Source organism: Sinorhizobium sp. 8-89, assembly GCF_030124325.1.
GTDB lineage: Bacteria > Pseudomonadota > Alphaproteobacteria > Rhizobiales > Rhizobiaceae > Sinorhizobium.
In genome coordinates this window covers 188,121-214,170 of record NZ_JASKLR010000001.1, presented here as the reverse complement: position 1 = coordinate 214,170, position 26,050 = coordinate 188,121, and the positions used below count along the sequence as shown (strand labels likewise).

Below are 26,050 nucleotides of genomic sequence, written 5' to 3'. Positions count from 1 at the left end.
CGATCATCATCTGCAGCCGGCCCGCCTTCACCGTCACCGTCAGACTTGCGCGATAGTGCGGCTCAGATGATCTTCACTAACAGACTCCATCTACCATTCCCGTTTCCCCTTCCTGGGGAGAATACTTGTCATTCGCTCTAGGGCTCATGCGCCGTAGGCATCCCAGAGGACGAAGCCTCGAAGCAGCAGAGGCCACGCCGTGCCCATCCTCGCCCCACGGGCGCGGCAGATAGACGGCTGTAAAATATGAAGTGAAGGCTCACTGGTTCAAACCAGGACCAGTTCGTGACAATCGCTGATTAGGAGCCTCTGGTCGAGCTAGGAATGCGAGAATTCCGGGGAATGGCAGCGATCCTAGGGATCGACCTGCTGATCTCCAGGTAGAGCGGTAGGTTACCAAGTCGCTGAACGTCCTTTAGAGTTGCTCACCCACTAAAGACTTGATCATCTCTAAACGGGATCGTATAGTGTTGCTTACATAGCATCCCCTTTAGCGACCTCCCTACCTGAGCACTACCATACACATGAGCACCTACCGCACGTCCAAGCACGCAATCGCCTACATCCGCGTATCCACCGACAAGCAGGGCGAGGTCGGCATCGGACTTGAAGCGCAGCGTGCGGCCATTCGAGCCTATGCTGATGCAGCCGGCGTTGAGATCATTGAGTGGTTCCAGGATGTCGCTAGCGGCCGCGGCGAGAAGAACCTCGAACTCCGGGATGGTCTCCAAAGGGCACTCGAATTTGCGCAGGCAAACGATGTCGACCTGCTTGTCGATGGGCTCGACCGGCTGTCCCGTGATATGAGGACCATCGAGCACATCATTCGCGAAAGGAAGATTATGGTGATCTCTGTCGCTGATGGACGCACTACGGATCCTCTTGTTCTTGTCAGTCGTGCGGCGCGTGCAGAACTTGAAGGGGATAAGATCGCCGAGAGGACCAGGCGCGCGCTCAGCGAGAAGAAGGCTTCCGGCGCTTTGCTTGGAAATCGCACGAACTTGCCTGAGGCCCAGAGGCTCGGTGCAGACGCGAACAAGCGCCGTTCCGAGGAAAAGGTCAACGAGATCGCCGAGGCGGTCCGGAGGAACGGCTGGCAGGATCTCTCTGTGCCGGCCCTGGTAGGCGCACTCAATGCTCTGGGCATGAAGACCAGCCGCGGCGAAACTTGGACTGCAGCCGCGCTCCGTAGGCCCCACAGGGCGGCACTCGAAGCCTTAAAGAACTCCACGCTCGAGGACTACCAGCATCACCCAAACTTCGGCCGGTTCTGAGCCACTCCCCTGCCGACTGTGGGAACCAGGCGTTCGTTCTATTCCCAGGTGGCACCAGAGTTCTCGACCACTGTTCGGCCCTAGATCGAGCGCGGCATGTGACTGTTGCTCAGAGATCTTCCTGCGCAGTCACCCAAATACGGCAGGGCGGTTATGTTCCGCACTTTACATGCGACATACTCGCAAGGGTATCGGGATCGACGCCAACCGACCGGCAAGCGGAGTATGTCGATAGAAGCAGGTGGTCGTCGCGTTTAAGGCTCGCGCTGAGTTGATAGGAACTACTGGATGCCGCGCGAGCTGAACCACGACGCTGAACAGGCTCCTTGCGGACGCCAAGATTTGACCCTTCTGCGATACCTGAGGCGGCCAGATCGCGTCCGTCACGCTTGAATCAGCTACTTGCGCTTGTTCAAGGCATCGCGTTCGAATTGCAAGCTGATCGAGTCCTGCAGTTTGCCAACCGTGCCATCCTTTCGAAATCGCGTGCCGTTTACGACAAAGGTCACATATTCGTCGCTGGCATAGAGAGTCGTTCCTGTTACGGAGAGGCGCAGAAGCCGGCCGCGGTGTTCGCTTGTCACGATATCTCCCACTTCGATCCCCAGGATCGCCTGCGCTAACAGCGAGCGTTCGCTTTCGAGCTCTCCTTCCCAGCGCTCCAATTCCTCCTCGATCTGGCGCCACGCTTCACGCGCCGATGAGAACGGGCGCCTTTCCCCGAACCATAGCCGATCCGCGATGGCCAGCATTTCGCTCGGAACTTCACGTTCAATCGCGTAGGCGGCGTTAAACATCATCTCGTTCACTCGCTCCGCCTCTAGCAAGGCAAGAAGGCGCTCAAGATAGGGCGCTACCGAGGCTTTCGTGATAGTTGGTGAAATCGACACCTCGCGCGCAGGCATATGGTCAATCGGCATTATCTCCTTCAGTGCCAACCTCCCCGTCACGTACCGCTCAGGCGGATCTTCGTCACGCCAGGCTTTACGGGTGTATTCCACCCACAGCTCGGCTGCCGAAACGCATAGAGTGCTGTCCAAAAAGAGACGCGACTCGGGCGTGAAGACGTGACGAACTGACCAGGCATGATCGGTCGCAATCAGCGGCATGACCACATGCTGCAGCATTTGCTCGCGGACGAAGCGGGCAAGAGAGGCGATCCGCTCCTGGAGATTTGATGTCAGGCGCACGAAGACGACTGGACCATCTGCAGTGGACCAGCTCTTCTTGTATGCGGTCTCAAACACCAGTAGCTGTGGCCGGGCTAGTGGCAGCAGCCTGCCGACCAGACCTGCCAGGCTATTCTGTGCCGGGTGCGCCCAAGTCGCGGCGACTTTCCCTGCCTTAACCCACTCATGCCCACGGTCTTGAATGGCAAGCAGGACCTGGGCGGCGACATCAGGACTAACCTCGGGGAGCCGGCCTCCTCTTAGCTCGGCTCCGCTCACCTCGACGCCGCGACCCTGTAAGTCGGAGAGCGCCGCTCGAAAGAACTGTTGCTGAAGTTTCGACAATAATTTCGCTGATCTGGCGCGAGCCACCTCCCGACGGCTACGCTCTATTTCCTCACGAAAAGCGCCCAGCGGTGGACGACGTAAGATTTGGCCTGCCTCCGCTTTGGCCCAGTATCCGCGCGGTGGCTTCGGAACCTGCAGGCGCGCGCATAGCTTACCGATCGCAACATCCGACACGCCAAGCTCCTTAGCCACTTCTTGGGTCGGCTTCTCCCAAACCAAAGCAAACAATTCCTCGCGGGACAGATCACGTCGGGCCATACGATCTCCTTGTGTCAGCTCAGAGCCAAGATAGTCACGATCTCCTCCGACGGCGATTCACCTGCAGGATCTTGCACGTGGACAGCTTTGTCGGGGGGCGCTTGCCGATCTCGACCCCGAAGCAGACTCTCAAAGGCGGAGTCGTGATCGGGCGCTTTGCGCCCTCATCTCAGTCGTTCCGAAGAGGAAGCAGGATCCCACAAGCTGCCGTACATTCAGGCATGTTACGACGGCGCCGAGACGCTAGTGCGCTGATCAGGCAGACACTGCCCCCTAGAGCTCGCCCTCTACAATAGTCAGCCCTCAAGCGCTTTACCCAACCTCCAAGGCTGGGCTAAGTGTTGATAATCAAGATGGGAACAGGGGGTAGGTCGTGGAGCATGACGAAGCGCGGGAATTACTGCATAGAGCAACCAGCGGTGCCGCCTCAGAGTTCAAAGACGGTCAATGGGCTGCAATCAATGCCATAGCGAACCACCGACAGCGCGTTTTACTCGTCCAGCGCACGGGCTGGGGCAAGAGCATGGTCTATTTTCTGGCCACCCGAATGATGCGCGACACTGGCGCAGGACCCACACTCATCATCTCCCCATTGCTGGCTCTGATGCGTAATCAGCTTGAGGCGGCGGAGAGGCTCGGCATTCAGGCCGTAACTATCAACACGACAAATCGGGACGATTGGGATGCCATCATGGCTCGCGTCCGTGCCGATGAGGTGGACCTTCTATTAGTGTCACCTGAGCGGCTGGCTAATCAAGAATTTCTCGACAGCTGTCTTCTGCCCATTGCGGACCGGATACAATTCTTGGTCGTGGACGAGGCGCATTGCATCTCTGATTGGGGACACGACTTTCGTCCTGACTATCAGCGGATCGATCGCATTCTTGCTCAGCTGCCGCCGAATGTGGCGGTGCTTGCGACGACAGCCACTGCCAACGACCGCGTGGTCGCCGATGTGATGGCGCAGCTCGGAACGGGCACGCTGTTGCAGCGCGGGCCGTTGGCTCGACCGAGCCTCAGCTTGCAGACGGTACTGTTGCCTGACCGCGCTGCGAGATTTGCTTGGCTGGCAGAGGCAGTGCGCCAGCTGCCCGGCAGCGGCATCGTGTACGCACTTACAAAGCGAGATGTGAACCGGATTACAGAGTGGCTCCTATCGCAGGGTATTGATGCTCGCGCCTACCACAGCGGCGTTGGCGGGGAGGACGAGGACGGCGAGCAGGTCAATAGCCGGGAAGAACTCGAGGGCATGCTGCTTCGAAACGAGGTCAAAGCGCTGGTTGCCACCAACGCGCTCGGGATGGGCTTCGACAAGCCGGATTTGAGCTTCGTTGTGCACTTCCAGGCGCCGCAATCTATTGTGCATTACTATCAACAGGTGGGCCGGGCTGGGCGCGGCATCGATGATGCCTACGGTGTGCTCCTCGGCGGAGCCGAAGATGACGAGATCAATAGCTACTTCATAGGGCAGTCTTTTCCTCCGGAAAGGCAGGTTGAGAGCATCCTCGACGCACTAGCGCAGGCGGATGATGGCATATCAGTCGTAGGGCTCATCCAAGCAGTAAATCTTCGAAAGTCGCAGATCGAGAAGGTCCTCAAGATGCTGTCGGTCGCGAGCAGCGGACTCGTGGCAAAGGAGGGATATCGTTGGTACCGGACGGTGAACCCATACCAGTCCGACCGAAATCGGGTTGAGCGGCTCACCGGCCAGCGACAAGACGAATGGGATCAAGTCCAGGCGTATCTCGAGACTGACGAATGCCTCATGCGCTTCTTAAGGGAGGCCTTGGACGACCCGGATGCCGACGATTGCGGGCGCTGCTCTAACTGTCTTGGTTACCCGGTGGTAAATGTCAAGATTAGCGACGAAGCCATTGCCGAGGCCAGCCGCTTCATCAAGCGAAGCGACGTCGCGATCAAGCCGAGGAAGAGATGGGAGACTGGAGCGTTCGCCACCTATGGTTGGGCCGGTAATATTCCCCTCGAGCTCCGTTGCGAGGAAGGACGGGCGCTTTCTGTGTGGAGGGACGCCGGCTGGGGGACGCGAGTCGACGATGAGAAGGAGACCGGACGGTTCAGTGATGAGCTTGTCGAGGCGTGCGCAGAAATGATCGAGGAGCGGTGGCACCCGCGGCCTGCTCCGAGCTGGGTAACCTGTGTTCCGTCTCTACGCAGTGAAGCCCTCGTCCCCGACTTTGCGGAACGCTTGGCCGTTCGGCTAGGGATCCCATTCATTGATGCTGTGTCAAAGGTTAAGGAGACGCAGCGCCAGAGAAATATGATGAACAGCTGGCAACAATCGAGTAATTTGGACGGAGCATTCGAGATCGACACCGATCTGGTTCAAGACGGGTCAGTGCTGCTCGTTGATGACGTTGTCGATTCCCGCTGGTCACTCACAGTGATAGGAGCGCTGCTTCGAGAAGTTGGAGCAGGACCGGTCTTCCCGCTGGTGCTGGCTTCAGCATCGGCAGCAGGAGATTGAAGCAGATGCTTGAAGCGTTGACGCCGGATACGCAGACAACTTTATTGCTTGTCGGGCGTTTTTCCAAATCGTCTGAGGTTAAGCCGCTCACAACGGTCGAGTACAACCGGCTGGCGAAGCAGCTACACGAGCTCGAACTGCGGCCAGCGGACCTCGTACGGGAAATTCCGAAGGGGCTCGTTGCGGACACCGCGCGGCTTACGACCCTGCTGTCACGTGGAACGTCGCTCGCACTCGCTATCGAACGGTGGACGCGGCTCGGGATATGGGTGATTGGCCGTGCGGATGAGGCGTATCCCAAACTCCTAAAGAGGAAGCTTCGGGGGGCAGCCGCGCCTATTCTCTATTGCGCAGGGAATGCTGAGCTGATGAACGCTGTAGCAGTGTGCATCGTTGGATCTCGCAACGTGTCGGACGCTGGCTTAGAATTCGCAACCGAACTAGGAAAGCGATGCGCAACTGAAGGTCTCGCCGTGGTTTCTGGCGACGCACGAGGCGTTGATCGCGCAGCGATGGACGGCGCTCTTGATAAAGGTGGCAACGTCATAGCCGTCCTCGTGGATGCACTCACAAAAGCGGTTTTGTCGAAGCGGAACAGGGAAGCCATCTTAGCGGGAAAACTAGCGCTTATAACACCGTACGATCCCGAAGGCGGCTTTACTGTGTCCAAGGCGATGGACCGAAACAAGTACATGTACGCGCTGGGTTCGGCAGCAGTGGTCGTCGATAGCGATACAAAGGGCGGGACTTGGACGGGTGCTGTCGAGAATGAGAAACAGCAGTGGACACCCGCATTTGTGCGAGTGGCTGCCGATGCCCCGGTGGGCAACCAGCGCTTGGCTGACTTGGGTCTTCGGCCGATTGTTCCACAAGATCCGCTCCCAAATCTGAGGGCGTTTCTGTTCTCGAGCAAAGATGACGGCCCGTTGCAGCCTGATCTGTTGCAAGAAAAGCCCCAGCCGATTGCGCCTCCGACGTTCCGCGCAGGAAAGTCGCTGTACGCTTACTTTCTGGATGGACTCACTTCTTGGTTGGCGCACGGACCGCAGCTCGACACTGCGATTGCAGATCGATTTGAGCTTGAACTAGCGCAATCCAGGCGCTGGCTCGACCGTGCACTCGACGAGGGCGTTCTCGAGAAGCTCCAGCGACCAACCAGGTATGCTTTACGAACTGATAATGTCAGCCCTGATGCTGCTGGAAACTCCAACACCAAGTCAGACCTGCTGCTCTGAGCCGCCTTTCACCGAACTTAGATACCTATCAAGCCACTCCCGGCAAGAACCTGTAGTCGGATAGGCGCCTCCATCTCGGTCATTTGGACACGGAACCTTCCACCGAAAGCAGACACTGCCCTGAAGCGAACGCGATCCTGCTGCACCGAAGGAGGAGACACACCGCCGGTAGGGTGGGTCAGCGTTTTCCCTGACATCGGATGAACAGAAAAATGCCTGCGAGAGCAGCCGAAATTCCGCGCGGTATCCTCATTCTCATGGGACGGAGATTACCGCTGTGACTGCGGTGCGGACAGAAGCTCCGAGAGCCAGCAGGATGATTGAACCTTTCGATTCGGCTCAATCTACATTATGCGCTATCGTCTGGATCGGAGAAAGGCATTAGTTCGGCACCGTGCCCATACAGCCCCATCACCTGCTGCATGGCGAATGCCGTATCTTCCATGATCTTCTTCGCAGCCTTGCGGCTGCGGAACTCGCCTTGGTGCGCGACCTTGTTGCGCTCGGCATTCACCTTCACGATGCGCTCATTCCAGAGGCGCTTTAAATCGTCATGCTCCTCATACTGCGCCATGATCGGCAGGAAGAGATTCTGGTACTTGTTGTGAATCCCGTTCGCGTTCTGGAGAAGCTTGTCGACGAACTGCAGGGGCAGCTTCTTCTCCATCACAAGCTCCTGCCGGATCGCAAAATTGACCATCAGCTCAAGGCAGGTCGCGCAGCGCAGCACCGCAACCGACCATTCTTCGCGCTCATAAAGTCCGAGCGCTTTGTTCCAGTTGCGCGCAACCTTCTCATCATCCGAAGCCTTGGAATAGGGCTTCTTCTTCTTTTCGGTCTTAGTCCTTCCGAGGCGGCCTCTCTTCGCCATTGCATCAGAAACCGTATTTCAGGCGCCGCATCTCGAAAGCGGCTTTGCCGCCTTCGAGGGTTTCCCCGACCAGTTCCCGCACATAATCCGAGTCGATCGAACCGAGGTTCCTGTCCGGCAGGTGCACTTCTGATCCGTCCGCAGATTCGGCGGGCTCCAGCGCCGCAATGAGTTCAGCGTCGCCAAGGACAGGAATGTTCGCATTGTGGGTCGCAAAGATAAACTGGCGCCGCCGCTTCTCCTGCTTGATTTGCGGAACGATCCCATCGGTAATGAACCGGTTGTCCAGGTCGTCCTCGGGCTGGTCGATCAGCAGCGGCCCCGGCGATTCCAGCAGAAGAACCAGGAGAACGGCCGTGGCTTTCTGCCCGGTGGATAGCTCATCCAGTTTCCGCCACACGGCCGGAGCGCCTTCGCGCGCGACATTGAGCTGCACGGTGGTGGTCGCCGGGAGGTCGATCTCTTCCAGTTCCATGATGAAGGACGAGCCGGCGGCTGCAAGCTTTTCCGCCTGTGCGGACGGCATGGGAAACGCCTCCAGTATCGCTTCCTTGCCTTCGCGGCAGGCCTGCGCAAGGGAACGCACCGAAAGCGGCTGCTTCTTATGCAGCGCTTGCACCATGTCGGAGACGCGGCCGCCAAGCGTGCGCAGATGCTGCTCGAGTGCGGCCCGGTCGCCTGTCGCTGTAACGCTGACCTGAACCCGGTCGCCGAGTTTGCGGCTGACCTTCTTCGCCGCGCGTTCGAGCGCGCGGAACTGTGCAGATTTCGTGTCCTCCCATTCTTCCAGTGCCTTGCGACGCTTCTTATTCGCCTCCTTCAGATCATCCGCGAGCTTGGCCTGTCGGGTCTTTTTCGGCTCAAGCTGCTCGATCCGCTGCAGCACGGATGTGTATTCGCTCCCGTCTATACCGTCCTTGGCGAGTTCCCTCAGCGTCTTTTGGTGCGCTTCCTCGACCTGTGCACTGCGGCCGTCCCATTCCGTGCGAACGTCCTGCAGGCCGGCTCGCGCCTTTGCTATCGCAGCGTCGAGGGCGGCAAGCGCCGCGGCGGTTTCGGTCTTGAACGTCTCGATGTGCGGCTTGGCTTTGCGAAGGATATCGGCGCCGCCGAGCTCTTTCAGGATCTCTTCGTCGAGACGGGAAACATCGGGAGCGTATTTGTCACCGAAGGCGTCCCGCATCTCCTGTGCATCGTCGATGATGGAATCGACGCTTTTCAGGACGCCGTCTTCTGTGACGAGTTGCTTCTTGTCTTTCAGCTTTTCCTCAAGACCGAGATCCTTGTAGCGCTGCAGGGTTTCCCGCAGGCCGGGAAGCGCGGCAAGCTCCTCGTCGATCCGTTTCAGTTGCGTCTCGATCCCAGCGATCTCCGTCCTCGTATCGCCGAGACGATTGCGGATTTCACTGCGCTTTGCCGTATCGCCCGCGTTAGAATCGACAAAACGGTCAAGAAGCCCAGTCAGGCGCTCGGGGCTGCGGGCAAGCTCGGATATCTCGTGCTGCCCGAATATCTCGATCCCGGTGGACACGTCGCGGGTCAAAAGCTCTGTCAGCTCTCCTGACGCATCCTTTACGGTCGGGCGGTTTCCGACCGTGCGCTCGATCAGGTATTCCCGCGGCGACGGGGTATGCGAGCGCAGGAGCAGCGACACCTTCGTTCCCGCGCCGAGAACCTGGCTCACGAAGGATCTGTGCAGCTTCGCGGCTTCATCGCCGAGCGGCGGGATGTCAAGCACGAAGCGAACACTCTCGATGATGGTGGACTTCCCGGTTCCGCGGCCGCCGATCATCACGTTCAAATTGTCGTTGAAGTGAATGCCGATTCCGTCGAGAAAGCCTCCCTCCCACGCAATTGCCAGCAATTCGCTGTGGTCCTCCGGCTCATCGTCGGAGACAAGGCGAATGCGCGATACCGGATCGAGGAAGGCTTGCTTCAAACCTTCAATGGACACCGACGTCATCTTGATCCAGCAGCTCGCACCCGGCGCCGCAGCCTGCGCTGGAGAGCTCACGTCCTGCGCGTTGACGACGGCGATCGCACGCTCGCGCATGTAGTCGGCGTTGCGGTTCTGGATAATCGGGCGATGGTTCTCGGGCGCCTGATCTACGGGCCCCGGAAGACAGCAGGCGTGCAGATGCTCGTGCCGCCAGGCTTTGATTGCCGGCTGCCCGCGCAGCGTTGCGAGCAACCCGCCCGCGGAACAGACATGAGCGGCCACAGGTATCCCGCCCCACCGCCGGGTGCAGGCCGTCATCAGCTCGTCGCAGTCCTTGGTTCCGGCGGGCGAATCCTCCGAATCATCATGAACGCCGCACTCGCCGATGAACCGGTCGATCTTGTCGGTGTCAGCACGGGGATCGAAGAGGCACAGGAGATGCACGCCGTCCTTGGAACAGGCTTCGAAGCCGCGGAAAACATGCAGGCCGCGTTGCTCGGCCGCTTCTGCAAGACGAAGCCCGGACTTCACCCGGTAGTGGTCGGTTATGGCGATAACTTCGACGGCTTGGTCCTGCAGCGCATCGAGCACGGCGGCATTATAGGCATCCTCGTCGGCAAAGCTCTCACCCTTCGGATGCCGCTTCACATACTCATATGGATTGACCTGCAATGCGCACTTGTAGAAGCGTGCGCCGGACGGCCGCTCCAAGGCGGCAGTCACAATCTGGGGCAATCCCGCTATACCTGCGGACTGGTCCATCTGGGCTCCTCGACGCACGGAATCAAGTATGCGGGCAGAGTCTATTGGTTGCCGGTATTTTTCAAGAAAAAACGAGTATTCTATTCACAGATCACGGCGCGGCGCCTCACGAATACAGTTATAGTGACACGGTTTATTATTCGAACTCCCGGACAGCTAAAATTCGAAAGCGATTTATCCCACACACAAATCGTTCTTCGGAGTTGTTACCGGCTCGATCTCAATCGCCGTCGTGCTACCCGTCTCCATCATTCTAAACGCCCTCGCTGAAGTTGTGGGCAGAAAGGTAGGTGGTAGTATGGATAAATCTCAGACGAAAATTCGCATGAGACGTGCACGAAGACGAGACCAACAAAGTGTTTGCACTATTTCCGCAGCTCGTCAGGCCAGGTCCTGATTGCATTCGCGGCAATGGGTACAAGCGTGACGGCAGAGGCCGCCGGACTCCAGCTACAGTGAGGCCGCGCCAAAGGTGAACTGATCCCGTAAAGTGGGCGGTTCATAGACTGGGCGCACATTTACTCACCGTCACAAGCAAAAGGAGAATATTATACATTCCGTGCATCGGTTAACCTTTGTCCTCGCAGTCCTGGAGGTCGCTTGACATGGCACTCTCCCCGGAGTTGAAGCGCATGGTTTCAGCCGCGAAGGCACAGAATGGCGCAAGCTTGACAAAACACCGCGTTCCCCACGCCGCAGCATTTGCGAAACTGTCAGTTGTCGATCAGTACGCTGCTATCGACTCCGTTCAGCGGGAACTTGATGGTTTGACCGAAGGGTTTAGGTCCGGCTGCATCACGCCCAACCACCGAGGTCGAGGTGCAGCCCTTCGTGACCTGCGTGCCCGCCAAAAGCGCCTTGACGCGCTAGCTGCGAGTTTTGGCTTTCGGAGGGAATGGCGTAAGCGGATGACGGTGAAAGCGACAAGCCAGCTGCACCAATCCGCATAGACTCGGTCCACACGTGATAAATTGAGCTCGCCATTCGGCGAGCTTTTTCAACGATCCCCGAAGTCCAACAATCGGCACCTCGAAACGCGCCACAGCGCCCTTAAGCCAAAGATATACGATCGATGCCACTTCGATGGCAGCGAGGAAGGGCAACGATCCCCACTCACCGGTCTTCGGTCATTGCAGGTGAATGGTCACGAGCCCCAGAGGTTATCCTGGTCCTCAGGCCTGAACCAAGGCGCGCACCAGACGCTTGGCCACGATGTTCGGCTCACGAACAGCCTTTTCGGAGGCTGATCGAATTTCATGGAGCCACATCTGCTCCTCATTCGTCATGGGCGTGCCGAGCATCCGCTCGAAGAGGCAAATTGCCTCCTCGTCGTAGAACTGACGCATAGCCAAGCGGAAGAGCTGCTGCCGGTCGTCGTAGCCCAAAGCCGTGGCAACCTCTTCGACACGATCAAGAGGAAGCTTCGCATCTCCGCGCAGAATCGTTTGGAAGAGCGGACTCGATAGGATGCTACCCTCACCTACCGGCACTTCGATTTCCGAAAGCCGCGCCTTCAAGAAGTCAACCAGGACAGACGTACTGTTGTTCATTGCTTGCTCCTGCATTTTGCATCGATAGTTGATTTATAGCTCGCAAGATTTGGGATAGCTGAAGTCCCTCCAAGGCTTTGCGAGAACCCTCCCGCTTCGGCCGCTTTCTCGGCGTCTACGTACCTATGTGCCGGTTGAAGAGAGCCATGACCCAATCATCGTAGGACTGAGCGAGGCACATCAGTAGGATACGCTGTTCATCGAGCTGCAAGATCCTCGATACATCAGGCACCTCCCTCAGAGGGAGGTTCGAGTAGCCGCGCAAGTAGCAGGTGAAAGTCGACTCTTGAGTAAAGCCCGTCGCCTTCATGAAATCCCATCGGTTGATACCGAGTTCTTCAATTCGAGCAGCGATCAGCTTTGCAAGTGCAATCCGAGCTTCGATATTAGACATCAGCAGCCTGTCCATTCCGTGTACGTTTCGCCGCTCTGGGCTTCTTTTTCCAGACTTGGAGCATCGCGTTGATCCTGGGCTGAACTCGCCGACGCGCCTCTTCGCGATCCATCCCGTGTAGAAGGAGAGTGTCGTACTCAGTCATCTCATGCCGAAGAAAAGTCTGCATCGTGATGCCGACCGCCTTTCCCAGCGATGCATCCAGCCAGTCTTTGCCGGCGATAACGTTGACAAAATAGGCAATGGCGAAGTCGGGACAACCCGGATGTTTGCGACGTAGGTGTCGCTCGACAGCGCCTACAGAATAACGGGCCATGTTCGATCCTCGCATCACGAGGACATCTACATATTCCGGCGCTCCGAGAGATGATACGAAAGTAAGTTTTTGCTTAAGCGGGTTATCCACAGAAAATACAAATAACGTGTTGCTTCTCGTGAATCACATTCCGCTGCAAAATCCGCGAAGACCCTGCGTTGTTGGAGACGAACTCCAGAAGAACCTCAGATCAATCTGATTCCGCCAAGGCGCTCACACTAAGATCGGATGGTACGACAGGTTTGATCCCCTACAACAGCTACAGAACCAGGTTGCGAAATCAGCGAAGTCCTAGAAAATTCCATGCGACGTGATGGGGATGCCTTTAGTGCTGGCGAGATCCGGGCGACCTATCCTCCTTAGCCAGCTATCCAGCCATCCCGGTGATCCACATCCCTAACCTGGCGGGAGATTCCATGGTGGCCCTGTCCTCCTCTGGCTTGTCGAGCTTCCGCTCGGTCTCTATGTGGGAGGCGTGTTCCTTCAAGGAGGTATTGCGTGCTCGAAGACATTTGGCATTGGACTAAGCTTGCCTTTCAGGCAGCGCTGTTTGGGTGGGCCGGAGCAAATATCGTCTGGTCTATCGATATGTGGCAGGACGACCTGATGCACTGGTTTTTCCTGTTCCTAATCATTCCTATGCAGATCTTCGCTCTTGGCGTGAGCGTCTGGAGCTTCGTGAAGGAGTGGTCGACCTACGACACCGACATGTATGTCTGGGGTGCTACCGCCTGCGCCGTCATTGGTTACTATTGGGTGCCGACCCTCAAGTTGGTTGGCGACCTGCTGCGCTTTACCGGCTACGACAGGGGCATGTGAAGCTCTGGGCTATCGGGCTATGTGGCTAGATATAAGTAAGTGTTTACTTAACTTGAGGATACTCGGAAGAAAGGGAACTCACCCAGCAGAGCGCCGGCCTCATAACCGGAATTAGTGGGATGGAAGCACGCATCTTCATTGTAACCGAGACCGGAATCAAGCTGTGTGCAGCTGCGAGTAGCTTTGCACGTTGACAATCGGAAGGCCGGGGGATCGTCCCGCACTTTGCATTTGCTGCTTGACGGCTGGGACTTCATTTGACTGACGAACATCATGGCTGTCCCTCGAGTATAGTCAAAAACGCATCGGTGCCGCGCTACCTTTACATGCAACCTTGCACATCTTTACATCTGTAAAGGTTTGGGCCTCCAAGCGACCCGAAATAGCTATTTTTTGAATGACCGATGTAAAGGTCAGAAGCTTCGAAAGCCCATATTTCCGGCGCCAACCTTGACATAACCTTCCGCTATCTTGACAAAAACCTCGCATTTTCAATTTTTTTGGAAAATGTAAAGGTCGCGATAGATCTTCTTGCTCGCTTATGAGGCTTGCCGACAGATCTGCAAATCCGAACTGCTTAGATTGACCGAAATATATTCACTACTAAGGCCCAGAGTCGCCGCAGATGACAGTCGTGTTCCGGCGGAAGCCTTAGTAGGCCGCTTCGAAAACATATCCACAGCTTTGACCCGAAGGTCGTCTTGGCAAGACGTCGAGCCGCTCCTTCGCGTTGATAAGCATGATGGCTTGAGCGACTGCGACCAGGTATCAAACACACCTAGCTTACATTCGGCAAAGACAGAGGAGCCTTAGAGGCAGCAATTGCGTTTGTCCGGCTGGGATATTCCGTACCCACCCTCCCTTGTGGAGCTGGCCGACTTTATGCCGGCCAGCTCCACAGCGTATCAAAGAGAGATCGCGGCGAGTTCACGCCGCACGCGAGTCACGTCATCTGCCGTATCATAGTAGTACGCTGCATTCTCGAGCTGATAGCGGATCCGGTCCACCACTGCGATAGCAGCATTAACGTTGCCACGATGGATCTTCTGCTCGTCAGTCAGGTCGTCCCAATCATCTTCCTCGACGACGATATTACCGCGACTGTCACGGTCGATGATTTCGCCGCCATTGGTGTCAGGATAGTAGTCGGCGACCTCGCGCAGGAATGCAGCCCACTGAGGCTCCTTATCGTCTGCTTCAGCAGCTGCACTCAGGTAGAACTGGCGGATGGACGCAACGATACCCGTCGAGCCCGTCTTCTTCACGATCTCTTCCGGATAAGGAAGGCTGAAGTTGGCGCAGTTCATGTTCGGAATCATAAAATCAGTCATTTCGGTTTCCTTCCGAGTGCTAAGGTCCGACCCAATGCCGGAAGCCTTGTCTGCTCGAAGAAGGCTGCTCCCTCGTAGCTGATGCCGCCCCGTTGATCGGTGCCACTACTACGGCCTGCTGCATCTTCATCGCTCAGTTCTCCATCATCGTAACACTTGCAGTTATAGCGGCCGACCTGAGCGATCGCCGCGAAATATGCGGCTTTTCAGCCACACTGGATAGTTTCGACAGTGGACGCCTGTGAACAAGCCGGAAATGATGTCGCCTCGGTCCCCGATCTGTTTTCATGGGAAGAATCAGCTTAATCACGCCGCGGCTGTCACAACAGTGACGAGTGCGGAGAACTGCGTTGATACACGAGGTCATTCTTTATCGGGCAAAGGGAACAAGGACCCGGTGGTTCTTAAATATGCCGAGGAGACTCTCAGAAGGTCACAGGCGCGCTTGGTCAATCGAACGACGCTCCCCCGCAGATTGACCTTGGAGCTTACCAGTGCCGCGCTGTGGTCGATTGGATCGACATTCATTTCGAACTGTCTCGGCGAACTCAATACTGGCACCTGAACGATCGCATTGAAAAGCTGACGAGCCGAAAAGAGTATCCTGAAGCCTTGGATCTTGGCGAAGGCAAAACGGCAACGCGATACAAGCTCCGCGTCCAGGAGCCAAATCTCGACGCCGTCCGGAAGGTGCTCAACGACATTGAGAGCGCGTATGGATTCGTTGCGCCCGCCCAAATCAGTGGCATCGAAATCAGCATCGACTTCTATCCTGCCAAGCCCAGTAAGGAAGCTCGAGCGCAGCTGCATGGCGTGCTCGTCCGACATTTCTACCCAACCACCCGGGTTCTAACAGGCAACCTCAAGTGGCCACGGTTCACGCCCGGCTTTGTCGACAAGACCGGCTACACGGTGAGCCGCAACGAGAGTGACGGTAGTCTCGATATTGGAGACCGTATGACACCCGGAATGGACCGTCCGGCGCTCTCCGATTCCACCTACTACGTCGGCGAGCGAGACGACCCCCGTACATTCTGGCGCATTCAGAACAAGGTTTTCGACAAGCAGAACAAGGCTGCAGGCATCCGGGACGAATTACCGGAAGATAAAAAGCGGGTACGCATTGAGGTGACGCTCGGACATGTGGGCTGCCGGGAGATCGGACTCATCAAGTTCAGCGATCTCAAGATACTACCATCAACGCGCCTGCAGAAAGGCTTCTTTCGGTTCATGAAGCCGACCTTCGCGATTGTCCGACCGGGAGGCGCTCGACCAAACTCAGCAGCGGTTAAGCGCAAGGTAGAGGAGTTCAGAAGGGAAAGATTCTTGAACGCCGGCGTGCTTGGTCTTCAGATCGGGGAGGATGCGAAACATCAGTTACAGGCGTTACAGATGCCTCGCATCAGGCGATGGCATAGGACAAGGGGAAGCAAGATGCCGTCCAAGGTAAGGACGGGTGCGGGTCCGTACGGAACAATGATTGCTTACAAGGAGCTGACGCGGGTTGTGGAGCGGGCGTTGGCAGGGCTTCAGAGGAGCGTGAGGGGAGAGATGGGTGTTTAGGAGAACTGTTAGGTAAGAGCAGATGCGAAGAGAGACAAGTAAATAAGTTATTAGGTCTCGACGCTCTCAAAGAAGCCTATACCATTGTTCTCCGACCTCCAGTATGCCTGTTTCCGAATAATAATTCGGGAAAAACTTGTCACGATCCCGCTGGGTTATTCATGACACGGGATGCGCAAGCGGGGTGCGGAACATTAGCATGACTACGGGAAGGTTGCTTTAGAGCCGACGACGCTCGGTTTTGTAGAACGATGTTCGGCTGATCAGTATATGGAACTGTCATTTGCGTAGGGAGAATGCGTCTCGCGTTCACCGATTTCGATCTGCCTCTCGTCCGATAGAAGCCAGAGCGACATGCTTTCCGCAGCCGCTTGAATCGTGTCGGGCTTGCGCAGTGCGCACTCCCACACCGTCGCCACGCGCCATCCGCTGCCACAAAGCGTGGCCGCTACGGCGCTGTCCCGTGCCACGTTCGACTCGAACTTCTTCTGCCAGAAGTCCGGGCGCGTGGAGGGAGTAGTCGCGTAGCGACAATTTGCATGGCGATGCCAAAAGCAACCATGCACAAAAACTACCGCCCGATGTTTCGGAAACACTAGGTCAGGCCGTCCGGGAACGTTTTTCGCATGCAGCCGGAATCGAAAGCCACGTGCATGTAACGCCCGACGAAGGGTCAGTTCAGGTTTTGTGTCCTTCCCTCTGATCCCGGCCATCATTCGGGAACGGGTTTGCTTGTCTACGATGTCCGCCACTTGCCACCTGGTCTTTGCTGCGGAACCTGGTATACACCGACTGAATAGTTCTCGTGGAGCCTGATTTGCCTGCCACTTTTGGAGTTGTCGATCTGTTTGCCGGTCCGGGGGGACTTGGCGAGGGCTTTGCTTCACTCGTCGACCAAGGACATTTTCCGTTCCGGATCGGCATCTCTGTCGAGAAGGAGAAATCGGCCCACCGCACCCTGACCCTGCGCGCATTCCTGCGTGAGTACCGGGCGCGCCACGGCTCATTGCCCGACCAATTCATCGATTTCCATGCAGGGCTAAGCCCTGAGCTGGACTGGTCTGCCGTCGACGCTGAAGCATGGCGTCTTGCCTCAGATGAGGCCCGAGGGCTCGAACTCGGAACCGAAGCGGCTGCAGAGGCGATCGATTGTGCCATCGCGAAGCTGCGGGGAAGCTATGACGACACAATCCTGATAGGCGGCCCACCCTGTCAAGCCTATTCCCTGGTGGGACGTGCCCGGGTAAAGGGTAAGGTTGGCTATGTGCCCGAGGCAGATGAGCGACACTACCTGTTCCGCGAATACATCCGGGTACTCGACAGGCTTCGTCCCGCCGCTTTCGTGATGGAAAACGTCAAAGGCATGCTCTCCTCCACTGTTGAAAGCCGGCTCGTCTTCGAGATGCTGATGGAGGACTTGTCCTCGCTTGGCACCGGTCACGGCCATCACTACGAACTGCGTGCGATCCGGCTTGAGGATGGGAGGGCCAGCCTGCAGGAGGCGATCCAGCCGTCGGATTTCATAGTGCGCGCGGAGGAGTTCGGAGTTCCGCAGCGGCGCCACAGGGTGATCATCGTCGGCATCCGGTCTGACCTTGCGGGCAGTGCCGCCGGTGCCGAAATCGCCGTCCCCGGCATAGCGCGGGCGGTCAGCGACGCCATCGGGACAATGCCAGCCCTGCGCAGCGGCATCAGCCGCGGCCGGGACGATGCATCGGCGTGGCGGCGCGAGGTTGTCGAAGCAGCGGCACTGCTGGCCGACATCTACAACGGGAAGGACGACGGTAAGCTTCGTCACGCGTTCTCGTCCGTGGCGAAGCGAGTGAACGACGGATCGCCGAGCCTTCGCGCAGCGTCATGCCTAATGGAAGGTTATGGCACCTCAGACGACGAACTTCTGCGCTGGCTCGAGCGGCCGGAACTGCGCGCCCTTGCACAGCACGAGACCCGCGGGCACATGGCGTCGGATCTCGGACGCTACCTGTTTGCCGCGGTGTTCGGAGCTGTGCACCGCTACAGCCCAAAAGCCGCTGATTTCCCTCTCGCGCTCAGCCCGGATCACCGCAACTGGCACAGCGGCGTCTTCAATGACCGCTTCCGGGTCCAGTTGACCGACGAGGCATCGACCACGGTCACAAGCCACATCTCCAAGGATGGACATTACTTCATCCATCCCGATCCGTTGCAGTGCCGAAGCCTGACTGTGCGTGAGGCCGCGCGGCTGCAGACCTTCCCAGACGACTACCTCTTCCTGGGAAATCGGACGCAGCAGTATGTCCAAGTTGGAAATGCAGTGCCGCCGTATCTGGCACGGCAGATCGCCAAGCTACTTTTAAGTGCTCTAACGCAATCCCGATAAGCACCTCTGAGGTCTCGCAGTTTCTACGAAGCTCTTCTTTTGACGATCATTTAGTCTAAAGTTGGGAGGCGAATCGCGTTTCAACTTAAGAGATTGCAATGGCCTCTCCTCAAATCGACACCTTCGCCACCCAGCTCCGCCAGAGACGTGCAAATTATGGCACCCTGGAGGACACCGCAGCGGCTTGCCGGCGCGAGATGGAAGGGATGTTCGGCCCCTTCGGGCCGGAGATGGTAGCGAATCTCGAGGCGGCCGTGGAGATAGTGAGGGCGGAGATCCAAGACGTTGAAATCCTCCGCAGACATTCGATCGTCGATGCGCCGGAGGACTGGTATCGGGGGCCTGGCGCCAACAGCCACCATTGGACCGCGCTGCACGAGTACCTCAAGACCAAGGGCTGGGACCTCGACACGATCCGCTCTTTGGACCGGGCTTCGACGGAGGTCGTCTCGCTGCTAGGCAATCCCGGAAGGGACAAGTTCGCCTGTCGCGGCCTCGTGGTGGGATATGTGCAATCCGGGAAGACCGCCAACATGACCGCTGTCATGGCGAAGGCCATCGATGCCGGCTACAACATGATCATTGTCCTCGGCGGCGTGACCAACAAGCTGCGCAAGCAGACCCAAGATCGCTTCGAAAAGGATGTGCTGCGCCATCGCAGCCTCTGGCAACTCTACACGACGAGCGATCCCGCCGGGGATTTCGTTCAGCCCGCGAACGGGGGCTTCGTCATGCCGGCAGAGGGCCATGCCCAGCTGATCGTCATGAAGAAGGAGGGAAGCCGTCTCAAGCAGTTGAGACGTACGATATCCAAGACCTCCGCGGTGGTCCTGCGGGAACTCAAAGTGCTCCTGATCGACGACGAATGCGATCAGGCCTCGGTGAACTCCGCACGCGGCGAGTTCGACATGACCCGGATCAATGCCGAGATACGGCATGTCTTGGCCGCCCTGCCCGCAGTCACCTATGTCGGCTACACCGCGACGCCCTTCGCCAATGTCTTCATCAATCCCTATCCTTACGGGAACGACGAGGATCTGGATGATCTCTATCCGCGCGATTTCATCACCGCGCTGGAGCGACCGATCGGCTATTTCGGTGCGCGCGAGGTCTTTGGAAGCGACAGCGCGGAGGCGGATGGCGAAGAGCGCGACATGATCCGTACCCTCCACGAGGACGATCCAGATCTTCTGAGACCGACCTCGCCGAAGGACAAAGAGAGCTTCCGTCCCGAGATGACCCAGAGCCTCGAGGACGCAATCCTGTGGTTCCTCGCCAGCTGCGCGATTCGCCGAGCCCGTGGTCAGGAAGGCGAGCACATGTCGATGCTGGTGCATTCCTCACCATTTGTACGTCAACATGAATACATGTCCGAACTCATCCGGAACTGGGTGGAGCAAAGAAAATCCGACCTGATCCCGGGGACTGGCGAACCCACCGCAAGGCTGCGGGAGGTCTTCGAACGTGAACGGGAGCGCACAGCCCCGGCTGGCCACGATCGCATTCCCGAGGATTTCGACGTGGTGCTCGCTCACCTTCCCGCGGTCCTTGATGCGCTCCGCTATCCGGTCGAGAATGGTGAAACGGATGAAGCCCTTCGCCTCGACTATACCGGTGATCCGGTCACGTGCATCGTGGTCGGGGGAACGGTGCTCGCACGCGGCCTCACGCTCGAGGGGCTCTGTGTTTCGTTCTTCCTCCGGACGTCTAAACAGTATGACACCCTGCTACAGATGGGGCGCTGGTTCGGCTATCGTCGCGGCTACGAGGATCTCCCCCGCCTGTGGACGACCGATGACCTCGCCTCCAAGTTCCGCTCTCTGGCCGTCATCGAGGAGGAGATCCGCCAGGACATCGCGGTCTATCGCGAAAGCAAGCTCACTCCACGCGACTTCGCGGTGAAGGTGCGTTCGATACCAGGCATGGCGATTACGGCGGCGACGAAGATGAAGCACGCCTTCCGCACAAGCATGAGTTTCTCCGGGAAACACGTCCAGACCATCCGCTTCGACCATCGCGACACCGAGATCGTAGGCGGCAACTGGAGCGCCGCCTCTCAGCTCGTTGATGCGATGCTGGCAACGACTGTCCCCGACCAAAAGGCCCGGGGGCTACTGTTCAAGGAAATCCCCTCGCAGGCGGTGCGGCGCTTCCTGGCCGCCACCGAAATCTCCGATGAGCACATGGACCTCAAGAAGCCCCACCTCATTCGCTATCTGGACGAGACGGAGGGCTCTCTTAGCCTCTGGAATGTCGCGATCATTAAAACACAATCGGGTACGAAATCCGCCAAACCGCTCGGCGGGCTGGGCCAAGTTCCGACCATGAGACGTTCTCGGCTGCGGGAGGCATCGCCCCGATACGCCGACATCAAGGCCCTGATGTCCAAGGCAGACATCCTGATCGACGCCGACCGGAAGCCGGACAAGGAGGACTGGACGGCTTACAAGTCATGTAGGCCCGCAATCCCGTTGCTCCTCTTATACCTGATCGATGCAAAATCTGAGCCACAGGAACGAAAGTCGGGTGGCGACGAGCCCCTGTCCCGTGTTGCACTCGATGCCGTCTCGGATGTCGTCGGGTTCGGAATCGTGTTTCCGGGTCAGAAGGATCGGTCGGGCGGCTATTTCTCCGTCGATATCGAGGCCCCCGCACTTGAGGAAACGGAGGAGAGCCAGGACCAGATCGAGGAAGTGGAAGGCACGGATGCCTGATACCGGAATGCTTGAGAGGGAATGGGCCGAGATCCGCGCCTCTGGCCGAGGCGATGGAATTCTCGAGGTTCCGAGCCGGGCGACGGCGGTCACGACTGGTTACGGTCAGGTCCGTATCGCAATCGGCCCTCTTGGCGAGCCGCGGCTCCTGGTACCTGTTGGCCGTCCGGCCGGAGGTTCGGCTACTGCGGGCAGCCACAATCTCCTCCTCGCGCGTTCCTCGTTTAGATCGGGTGGAAAGCTCGAGCATTTTATCGACATTACCCTCCGCAATCCGCGGCTGACCCGTGTCTTCACGGAACTGGTCGAGGAGATCCTAAAACGACTGGAGAGCGGCGACGGCCCGGAAACCGCCGTCCACGGGACCATCCAGGATTTCCGAAATCTTCTCGCTCGCACTCCAGAGGGCGAAATCCCCCTCACGAAGCTCGGCGGGCTGATCGGCGAACTCGTCATCCTCGAGAGGCTAACAGCCAAGCTGCCCACTGCCCTTGACGGATGGACCGGCCCGATCGGACAGCGCCATGACTTCCGGCGTCGCAGTATCGCCATAGAGGTAAAGACATCGCTCCGCTCCGACGCGTCTCGCGTGACCATCCATGGGCCGGAGCAATTACTGCCTCCATCGAATGGTCGCTTGCACCTCGCGCACGTGCGGATCGAACCCGTAGACGGCGGCGAGCTCTCTGTTGCCGCGCTCCATCGTGCCATCATCGATTACGGCGCAGACGAGCTCGTCCTCGACGAACGACTGGCCGAGCTCGGGTGTCGTGATCCGCAAGCCGAGGAATGGAACGCCACGAGTTTTGCGCTCGAGGGGATCGACATCTACGCCTTGGCGGCCGGTTTCCCGAGCATAACTCCTGCATCCTTTTCCGGGGGGATTCTGCCTGCGGGAGTTGTGGCACTGACCTACGAGATCGACCTCGCGACGGCCCACGCGCATCTTCTTGACCAGGCGCAGACGGAGGTCCTCTTCCTGGAGTTCGCCGCATGATCCCACTCGATCTGCATAGTGAAAAATTCGCCCGAACTGGAAACATCGCCGGAGAGGGTTCCCGACGCCTCATGGGACGCCCCGCACTCGGCCTCCTGCAGACTGTGATACGGGAAGCCTTGCAGAACTCGGTCGATGCTGCCCCCGAGGGCAATTGGGTCGAGATCTTGTTGCGTTTCCGGACCGTCGAAGGAGAGGAGCTTGTACACCTGCGCGATCTGTTCTTCCAGACACTGCCTCCGGAGGAAGCCGATGCGGCAAAGGGAGAAGAAGAGACTGCGAACTTGCGAGAGATCCTCCGAGAGGATCGGGTTTCCCTGCTCGAGATTGCCGATTTCAACACAAGAGGGCTTGCCGGTCCGACCCGCGCAGATGTCACAGCGGGCGCGGAGAGGCTAGATTTCGTCAATTTCCTGCGCAATATCGGCGCTGCACGCGACACGCATCACGGGGGTGGAACCTACGGATATGGCAAGACGTCGCTCTATGCGCTGAGCCGCGCCTCCACCATCATCGTCGACACTCAGACCACCTGCGGCGGGGTTCCGGTCCGCCGGGTCATGGGGTGCCAACTTGGCGATGCATTCGAGGCTGTCACTGACGGGGAGCGTCGCCGTTTTACCGGGCGTCACTGGTGGGGTCGCGACGATGCCGAAGGTGGCGTCGAGCCGCTCGAGGGTGCGGAAGCAGCCGAACTCTCCGAGCTCCTCGGGCTTCCACCGCGGGACGAGCGCCGGACCGGCACGACGATTGCGATCGTGGCTCCGCATGTCGATCGGGGCGAGGATCTGCGCGCCGAGTTGGTGGAAACGGTTCTCTGGAATTTCTGGCCAAGGATGTGCGGGTTCACGCCTGCGGAACGGAAAATCGAGGTGCGGCTGGAATTCGAAGGCGAACAGGTCGCGATCCCGGCGCCCGAACACTATCCGCCGCTAGACCTCTACGCCGAGGCGTTGCGGAACGTGCGCGGCGAAGGTGCTGGGGAAGTTACGACGATCCGCAGCGCCAGACCGATCGCGGATCTCGGCCGCCTCTCGATCGTCCGAGGTCTGCGTGCACCTCGCAACCTGATGGCGTTGCGCGATGGAAGCCCCATGCGCGAACAGGCGCATTCCATCGCGCTGATGCGCCCCGTCGAACTCGTCGTTCGATACCTGCCCGGCGAGCCATTCGTGGACAAGCATTTCGAATGGGCCGGCGTCTTCATCTGTTCGGAGGAAGATGAGATAGAGGAGGCTTTCGCCGTGACCGAGCCGCCGGCCCACGACGACTGGATTCCGGACATGCTGCCGAAGGGGCGAGCCAAGACCTACGTAAACGTGGCGCTCCGGGAACTGAAGCTGGCGGCCGCGACCTACGTCCAGCCGAAGGCCGCCTTGGGAACAAGCGAGGATCGTGGGCCATCCGTAGCGAAAATCGCCGCCAGGTTGGGCAGAATGCTGTCCAGGAGTTCCGGAAAGGGACCGGGGCGGGCGACTTCCCACGGCGGTGTCGGGAGCAAGAAGAAGATCACGATCTCCGCGCCGCGGTTTGTCGGCTTGGAGTACCGCAACGGTCAGCGTGTCGCCAAGTTCGAGGCGGAACTGGTAAACGATGGCAGTCAGCCCGATCTCGTTCTCCACGCCAGCCCGCATCTGGTGCTGGACGGCTCTTTTACCTCGGTCGACGATCTGCCCGGTGACATCACGATCGACCTCCTGGACCTATCCCTCGCAGACAAGACCGCTGGATCGAAGGGGATCAAGATCGAGAATACACAAGGTATGGTCACCTGCCGGGTCACCCTGCCGGACGATGCGGCCGTCGGCATTCGCTTCAGTTTCGAAGAGGGAGATGCTGCATGACCGCAACCTTCGCCCTTCCATTTCTTTGCCTGCCGGACGAAGCCGTGACGCTCGGACGCTGGATGATCGGCCAGCCCGGAGCTTCGCTCTTCCCGATGAAGCTCATCCTCGACGAATGGGACTATGCGGCCGACATCGAACTCCGCGGGTCCATCTCGATTGACGTGCGGGCCGCCGCCAAGATGCTCGCGATCCCCGAGGAGGACCTCAACCTCGCGGTCGTTCTCAAGATCGGCACGGGGCGGGGCCGCTTTCCCAGAATGGTAAAGCGCGTGAGTTCTCGGGTTGTCGATGCTTCAACGGATCAGCCGACGGAATTGCGTGCAGTCGTTCCAGGAAATACCCTGTCAGGGCGCCTGTACGCTCGGACCGAGGTGCTGCTCGCGACCCCCGCCGTCAACGGCTCGATCCTGTCTCCGAGCTGCGTCGGGTCTCGCCTTTGGTCGCACGAAACCTCGATCGAGCTCGAGGATGGTGGTGACAATCGTTTCCCGATCGAGGTCGTCTCCTTCACTGAGACCTTCCCCAACCAGCGGCATGTCACCGCGCCTTGGTACTTGTCATGGCGGCCGGGCGGACTGGCCGCGGATTTCGGTGGCTCGATCCGCCTCTATGTCAACTCCGATCATCAGGAATTGGCAGAACGGGTCGTGAATGGTGACGTGCTCACGCTCCAGGCTATCCTCGGTGACGTGATGGTTCAGATGGTCGGGGCAACCCTCGAAATGGAGGATCTTGTGGAACAGCTCGACGGATGCGAGGAGGGCTCGGTCGGCGCCCAAATCACGGCCTGGCTGGATCTCGCTTTCCCGGGGCGCGAGCTGGCCGAGGTCCAGAACATCCGGCGCAGTCTTCCCGGTCACTTCCACGCCAGCATCCATGCGGCGGCTGAGCTGGGAGATCTCGAATGAGCAATGTCAGACTTCTACCCCGGTTGAACCACGTCGGCGTGATGCGGTGCATGGAAGATCTCGAGCGCCTTACGCACGAAAACTCGGAGTTCATGGACATCGAGAGACGCCGTAGCGAATATGAGGCATGGATCTGGTATGCGCCGAGCGGTGGCTCGGTCTCCCCCGAACTGGTCGCCGATATACTCGCCGAGATGACGGCGATCGCGAAGCAGCACGGCTATCCGCATCGGGCATCCGACAAGCAGAAGACTGGCTTCGATGTCGAAGCAGCGAAATGGCTCGCCGGGCATCCTCAACTGGCGTCTCCCGAACTGCTGCGCGACGACACCTGGGCTTTCCTGTCCTGCATCTTGCTCCAAGAACTCGTCGTGTGGCGTTACTCCGCGAGACAGAGTGCCCGCTTCGCGGGGGGCGTCCGGAACACCTTCCAGAGACTTTGGATCCGGGGGCGCACCCTGGATCTGGGTGAGACGGCTGGCAAGGCGCGCTGGCATCTTCTTGAGGGCCTCAGCGAGGATGCGATGGTTCAGATTTTCGAGCGCGCCTCCATCGCAGCGGATGCGCAGCTCTCTAAGGCCATTGCGATCGGCTGGCTCGACACTGCCGACCGGATCGGCCGAGCGCGGATGGAGGATGTCATGCGACGCGCCACGAAACTCCTGAGATTGCGCAACCAGATCATAGACCTGACTTTCCTGTCCTCGGAAGACCTCGGCCAAGAGGTTGAGCGCGCCTTCGCGAGATCGTCTGAGGGCCTTCCAGAACGGGAATATCTCTCTGGGCAGAGGGACACAGTCCTGTCGTGGATCACGCGCGCTGTCCGGAGCGTCAAGAACGGCGGTGCCACGTTGCAGAACTGATGATTCTGTTTGGTGTGAAGGACCTTCACACGATAGAGACATCCCCTC

The 26,050-nt window shown here is 58.5% G+C and carries 19 protein-coding genes; 11 read left to right on the top strand and 8 right to left on the bottom strand.

The features are described 5' to 3' along the window. Window positions 1-524: 524 nt before the first annotated feature. The gene (locus QN219_RS01050) at window positions 525-1,274 is read left to right on the top strand and encodes a recombinase family protein (RefSeq protein ID WP_283997303.1); all 750 of its coding nucleotides are present in this window, start codon (window positions 525-527) and stop codon (window positions 1,272-1,274) included. A gap of 398 nt (window positions 1,275-1,672) precedes the next feature. On the opposite strand, the gene QN219_RS01045 is transcribed toward QN219_RS01050, so the two are convergent. Then, a complete protein-coding gene (locus tag QN219_RS01045; RefSeq protein ID WP_283997300.1) occupies window positions 1,673-3,049 on the bottom strand; it encodes a hypothetical protein in 1,377 nt (458 codons plus the stop codon). A gap of 373 nt (window positions 3,050-3,422) precedes the next feature. On the opposite strand from QN219_RS01045, the gene QN219_RS01040 reads away from it, so the two are divergent. Together QN219_RS01040 and QN219_RS01035 are read left to right on the top strand one after the other, a co-directional pair. Next, window positions 3,423-5,534: a RecQ family ATP-dependent DNA helicase gene (locus QN219_RS01040; RefSeq protein ID WP_283997298.1), complete on the top strand. Its 2,112-nt coding sequence runs from the start codon at window positions 3,423-3,425 to the stop codon at window positions 5,532-5,534. Between the two features lie 5 nt (window positions 5,535-5,539). Next, complete coding sequence (locus QN219_RS01035; RefSeq protein ID WP_283997296.1) at window positions 5,540-6,769, top strand: DNA-processing protein DprA; 1,230 nt, start codon at window positions 5,540-5,542, stop codon at window positions 6,767-6,769. A 349-nt stretch (window positions 6,770-7,118) separates the two neighbouring features. On the opposite strand, the gene QN219_RS01030 is transcribed toward QN219_RS01035, so the two are convergent. From QN219_RS01030 to QN219_RS01010, 5 genes are all read right to left on the bottom strand, one after another. Further along, window positions 7,119-7,640 (bottom strand): hypothetical protein, encoded by a 522-nt coding sequence (locus QN219_RS01030; RefSeq protein ID WP_283997294.1) that lies wholly within the window; start codon window positions 7,638-7,640, stop codon window positions 7,119-7,121. A 4-nt stretch (window positions 7,641-7,644) separates the two neighbouring features. Then, on the bottom strand, window positions 7,645-10,341 hold the full coding sequence (locus tag QN219_RS01025; RefSeq protein ID WP_283997292.1) for a TrlF family AAA-like ATPase: 2,697 nt from the start codon (window positions 10,339-10,341) through the stop codon (window positions 7,645-7,647). A gap of 1,172 nt (window positions 10,342-11,513) precedes the next feature. Further along, window positions 11,514-11,906, bottom strand: coding sequence for a hypothetical protein (locus QN219_RS01020; RefSeq protein WP_283997291.1), 393 nt, complete (start codon window positions 11,904-11,906; stop codon window positions 11,514-11,516). Between the two features lie 100 nt (window positions 11,907-12,006). Continuing rightward, window positions 12,007-12,285 (bottom strand): hypothetical protein, encoded by a 279-nt coding sequence (locus QN219_RS01015; protein ID WP_283997290.1) that lies wholly within the window; start codon window positions 12,283-12,285, stop codon window positions 12,007-12,009. Further along, on the bottom strand, window positions 12,278-12,601 hold the full coding sequence (locus QN219_RS01010) for a DUF2293 domain-containing protein (protein ID WP_283997289.1): 324 nt from the start codon (window positions 12,599-12,601) through the stop codon (window positions 12,278-12,280). Before QN219_RS01010 ends, QN219_RS01015 begins: the two co-directional genes overlap by 8 nt. A 498-nt stretch (window positions 12,602-13,099) precedes the next feature. Between QN219_RS01010 and QN219_RS01005 the strand changes: the two genes are divergently transcribed. Continuing rightward, window positions 13,100-13,420: a hypothetical protein gene (locus tag QN219_RS01005; RefSeq protein WP_283997287.1), complete on the top strand. Its 321-nt coding sequence runs from the start codon at window positions 13,100-13,102 to the stop codon at window positions 13,418-13,420. Window positions 13,421-14,325: 905 nt separating this feature from the next. Here the strand turns inward: QN219_RS01005 and QN219_RS01000 are convergent. After that, window positions 14,326-14,751 (bottom strand): hypothetical protein, encoded by a 426-nt coding sequence (locus QN219_RS01000; protein WP_283997285.1) that lies wholly within the window; start codon window positions 14,749-14,751, stop codon window positions 14,326-14,328. 504 nt (window positions 14,752-15,255) lie between these two features. Between QN219_RS01000 and QN219_RS00995 the strand changes: the two genes are divergently transcribed. Continuing rightward, a complete protein-coding gene (locus QN219_RS00995; RefSeq protein WP_283997283.1) occupies window positions 15,256-16,314 on the top strand; it encodes a hypothetical protein in 1,059 nt (352 codons plus the stop codon). 263 nt (window positions 16,315-16,577) lie between these two features. On the opposite strand, the gene QN219_RS00990 is transcribed toward QN219_RS00995, so the two are convergent. Continuing rightward, a complete protein-coding gene (locus QN219_RS00990) occupies window positions 16,578-17,066 on the bottom strand; it encodes a very short patch repair endonuclease (protein ID WP_283997281.1) in 489 nt (162 codons plus the stop codon). 65 nt (window positions 17,067-17,131) lie between these two features. Between QN219_RS00990 and QN219_RS00985 the strand changes: the two genes are divergently transcribed. The 6 genes from QN219_RS00985 (at window position 17,132) to QN219_RS00960 (ending at window position 26,002) form a co-directional block, all read left to right on the top strand. Next, window positions 17,132-18,673, top strand: coding sequence for a DNA cytosine methyltransferase (locus QN219_RS00985; protein WP_283997279.1), 1,542 nt, complete (start codon window positions 17,132-17,134; stop codon window positions 18,671-18,673). A gap of 98 nt (window positions 18,674-18,771) precedes the next feature. Next, the gene (locus QN219_RS00980; RefSeq protein ID WP_283997277.1) at window positions 18,772-21,387 is read left to right on the top strand and encodes a Z1 domain-containing protein; all 2,616 of its coding nucleotides are present in this window, start codon (window positions 18,772-18,774) and stop codon (window positions 21,385-21,387) included. Continuing rightward, window positions 21,380-22,384: a PD-(D/E)XK motif protein gene (locus QN219_RS00975; RefSeq protein ID WP_283997275.1), complete on the top strand. Its 1,005-nt coding sequence runs from the start codon at window positions 21,380-21,382 to the stop codon at window positions 22,382-22,384. The genes QN219_RS00980 and QN219_RS00975 overlap by 8 nt, the downstream gene beginning before the upstream one ends. Continuing rightward, on the top strand, window positions 22,381-24,228 hold the full coding sequence (locus tag QN219_RS00970) for a hypothetical protein (protein ID WP_283997273.1): 1,848 nt from the start codon (window positions 22,381-22,383) through the stop codon (window positions 24,226-24,228). Before QN219_RS00975 ends, QN219_RS00970 begins: the two co-directional genes overlap by 4 nt. Further along, the gene (locus QN219_RS00965) at window positions 24,225-25,139 is read left to right on the top strand and encodes a hypothetical protein (protein ID WP_283997272.1); all 915 of its coding nucleotides are present in this window, start codon (window positions 24,225-24,227) and stop codon (window positions 25,137-25,139) included. The genes QN219_RS00970 and QN219_RS00965 overlap by 4 nt, the downstream gene beginning before the upstream one ends. After that, a complete protein-coding gene (locus tag QN219_RS00960; protein WP_283997270.1) occupies window positions 25,136-26,002 on the top strand; it encodes a hypothetical protein in 867 nt (288 codons plus the stop codon). Before QN219_RS00965 ends, QN219_RS00960 begins: the two co-directional genes overlap by 4 nt. Window positions 26,003-26,050 lie beyond the last annotated feature (48 nt).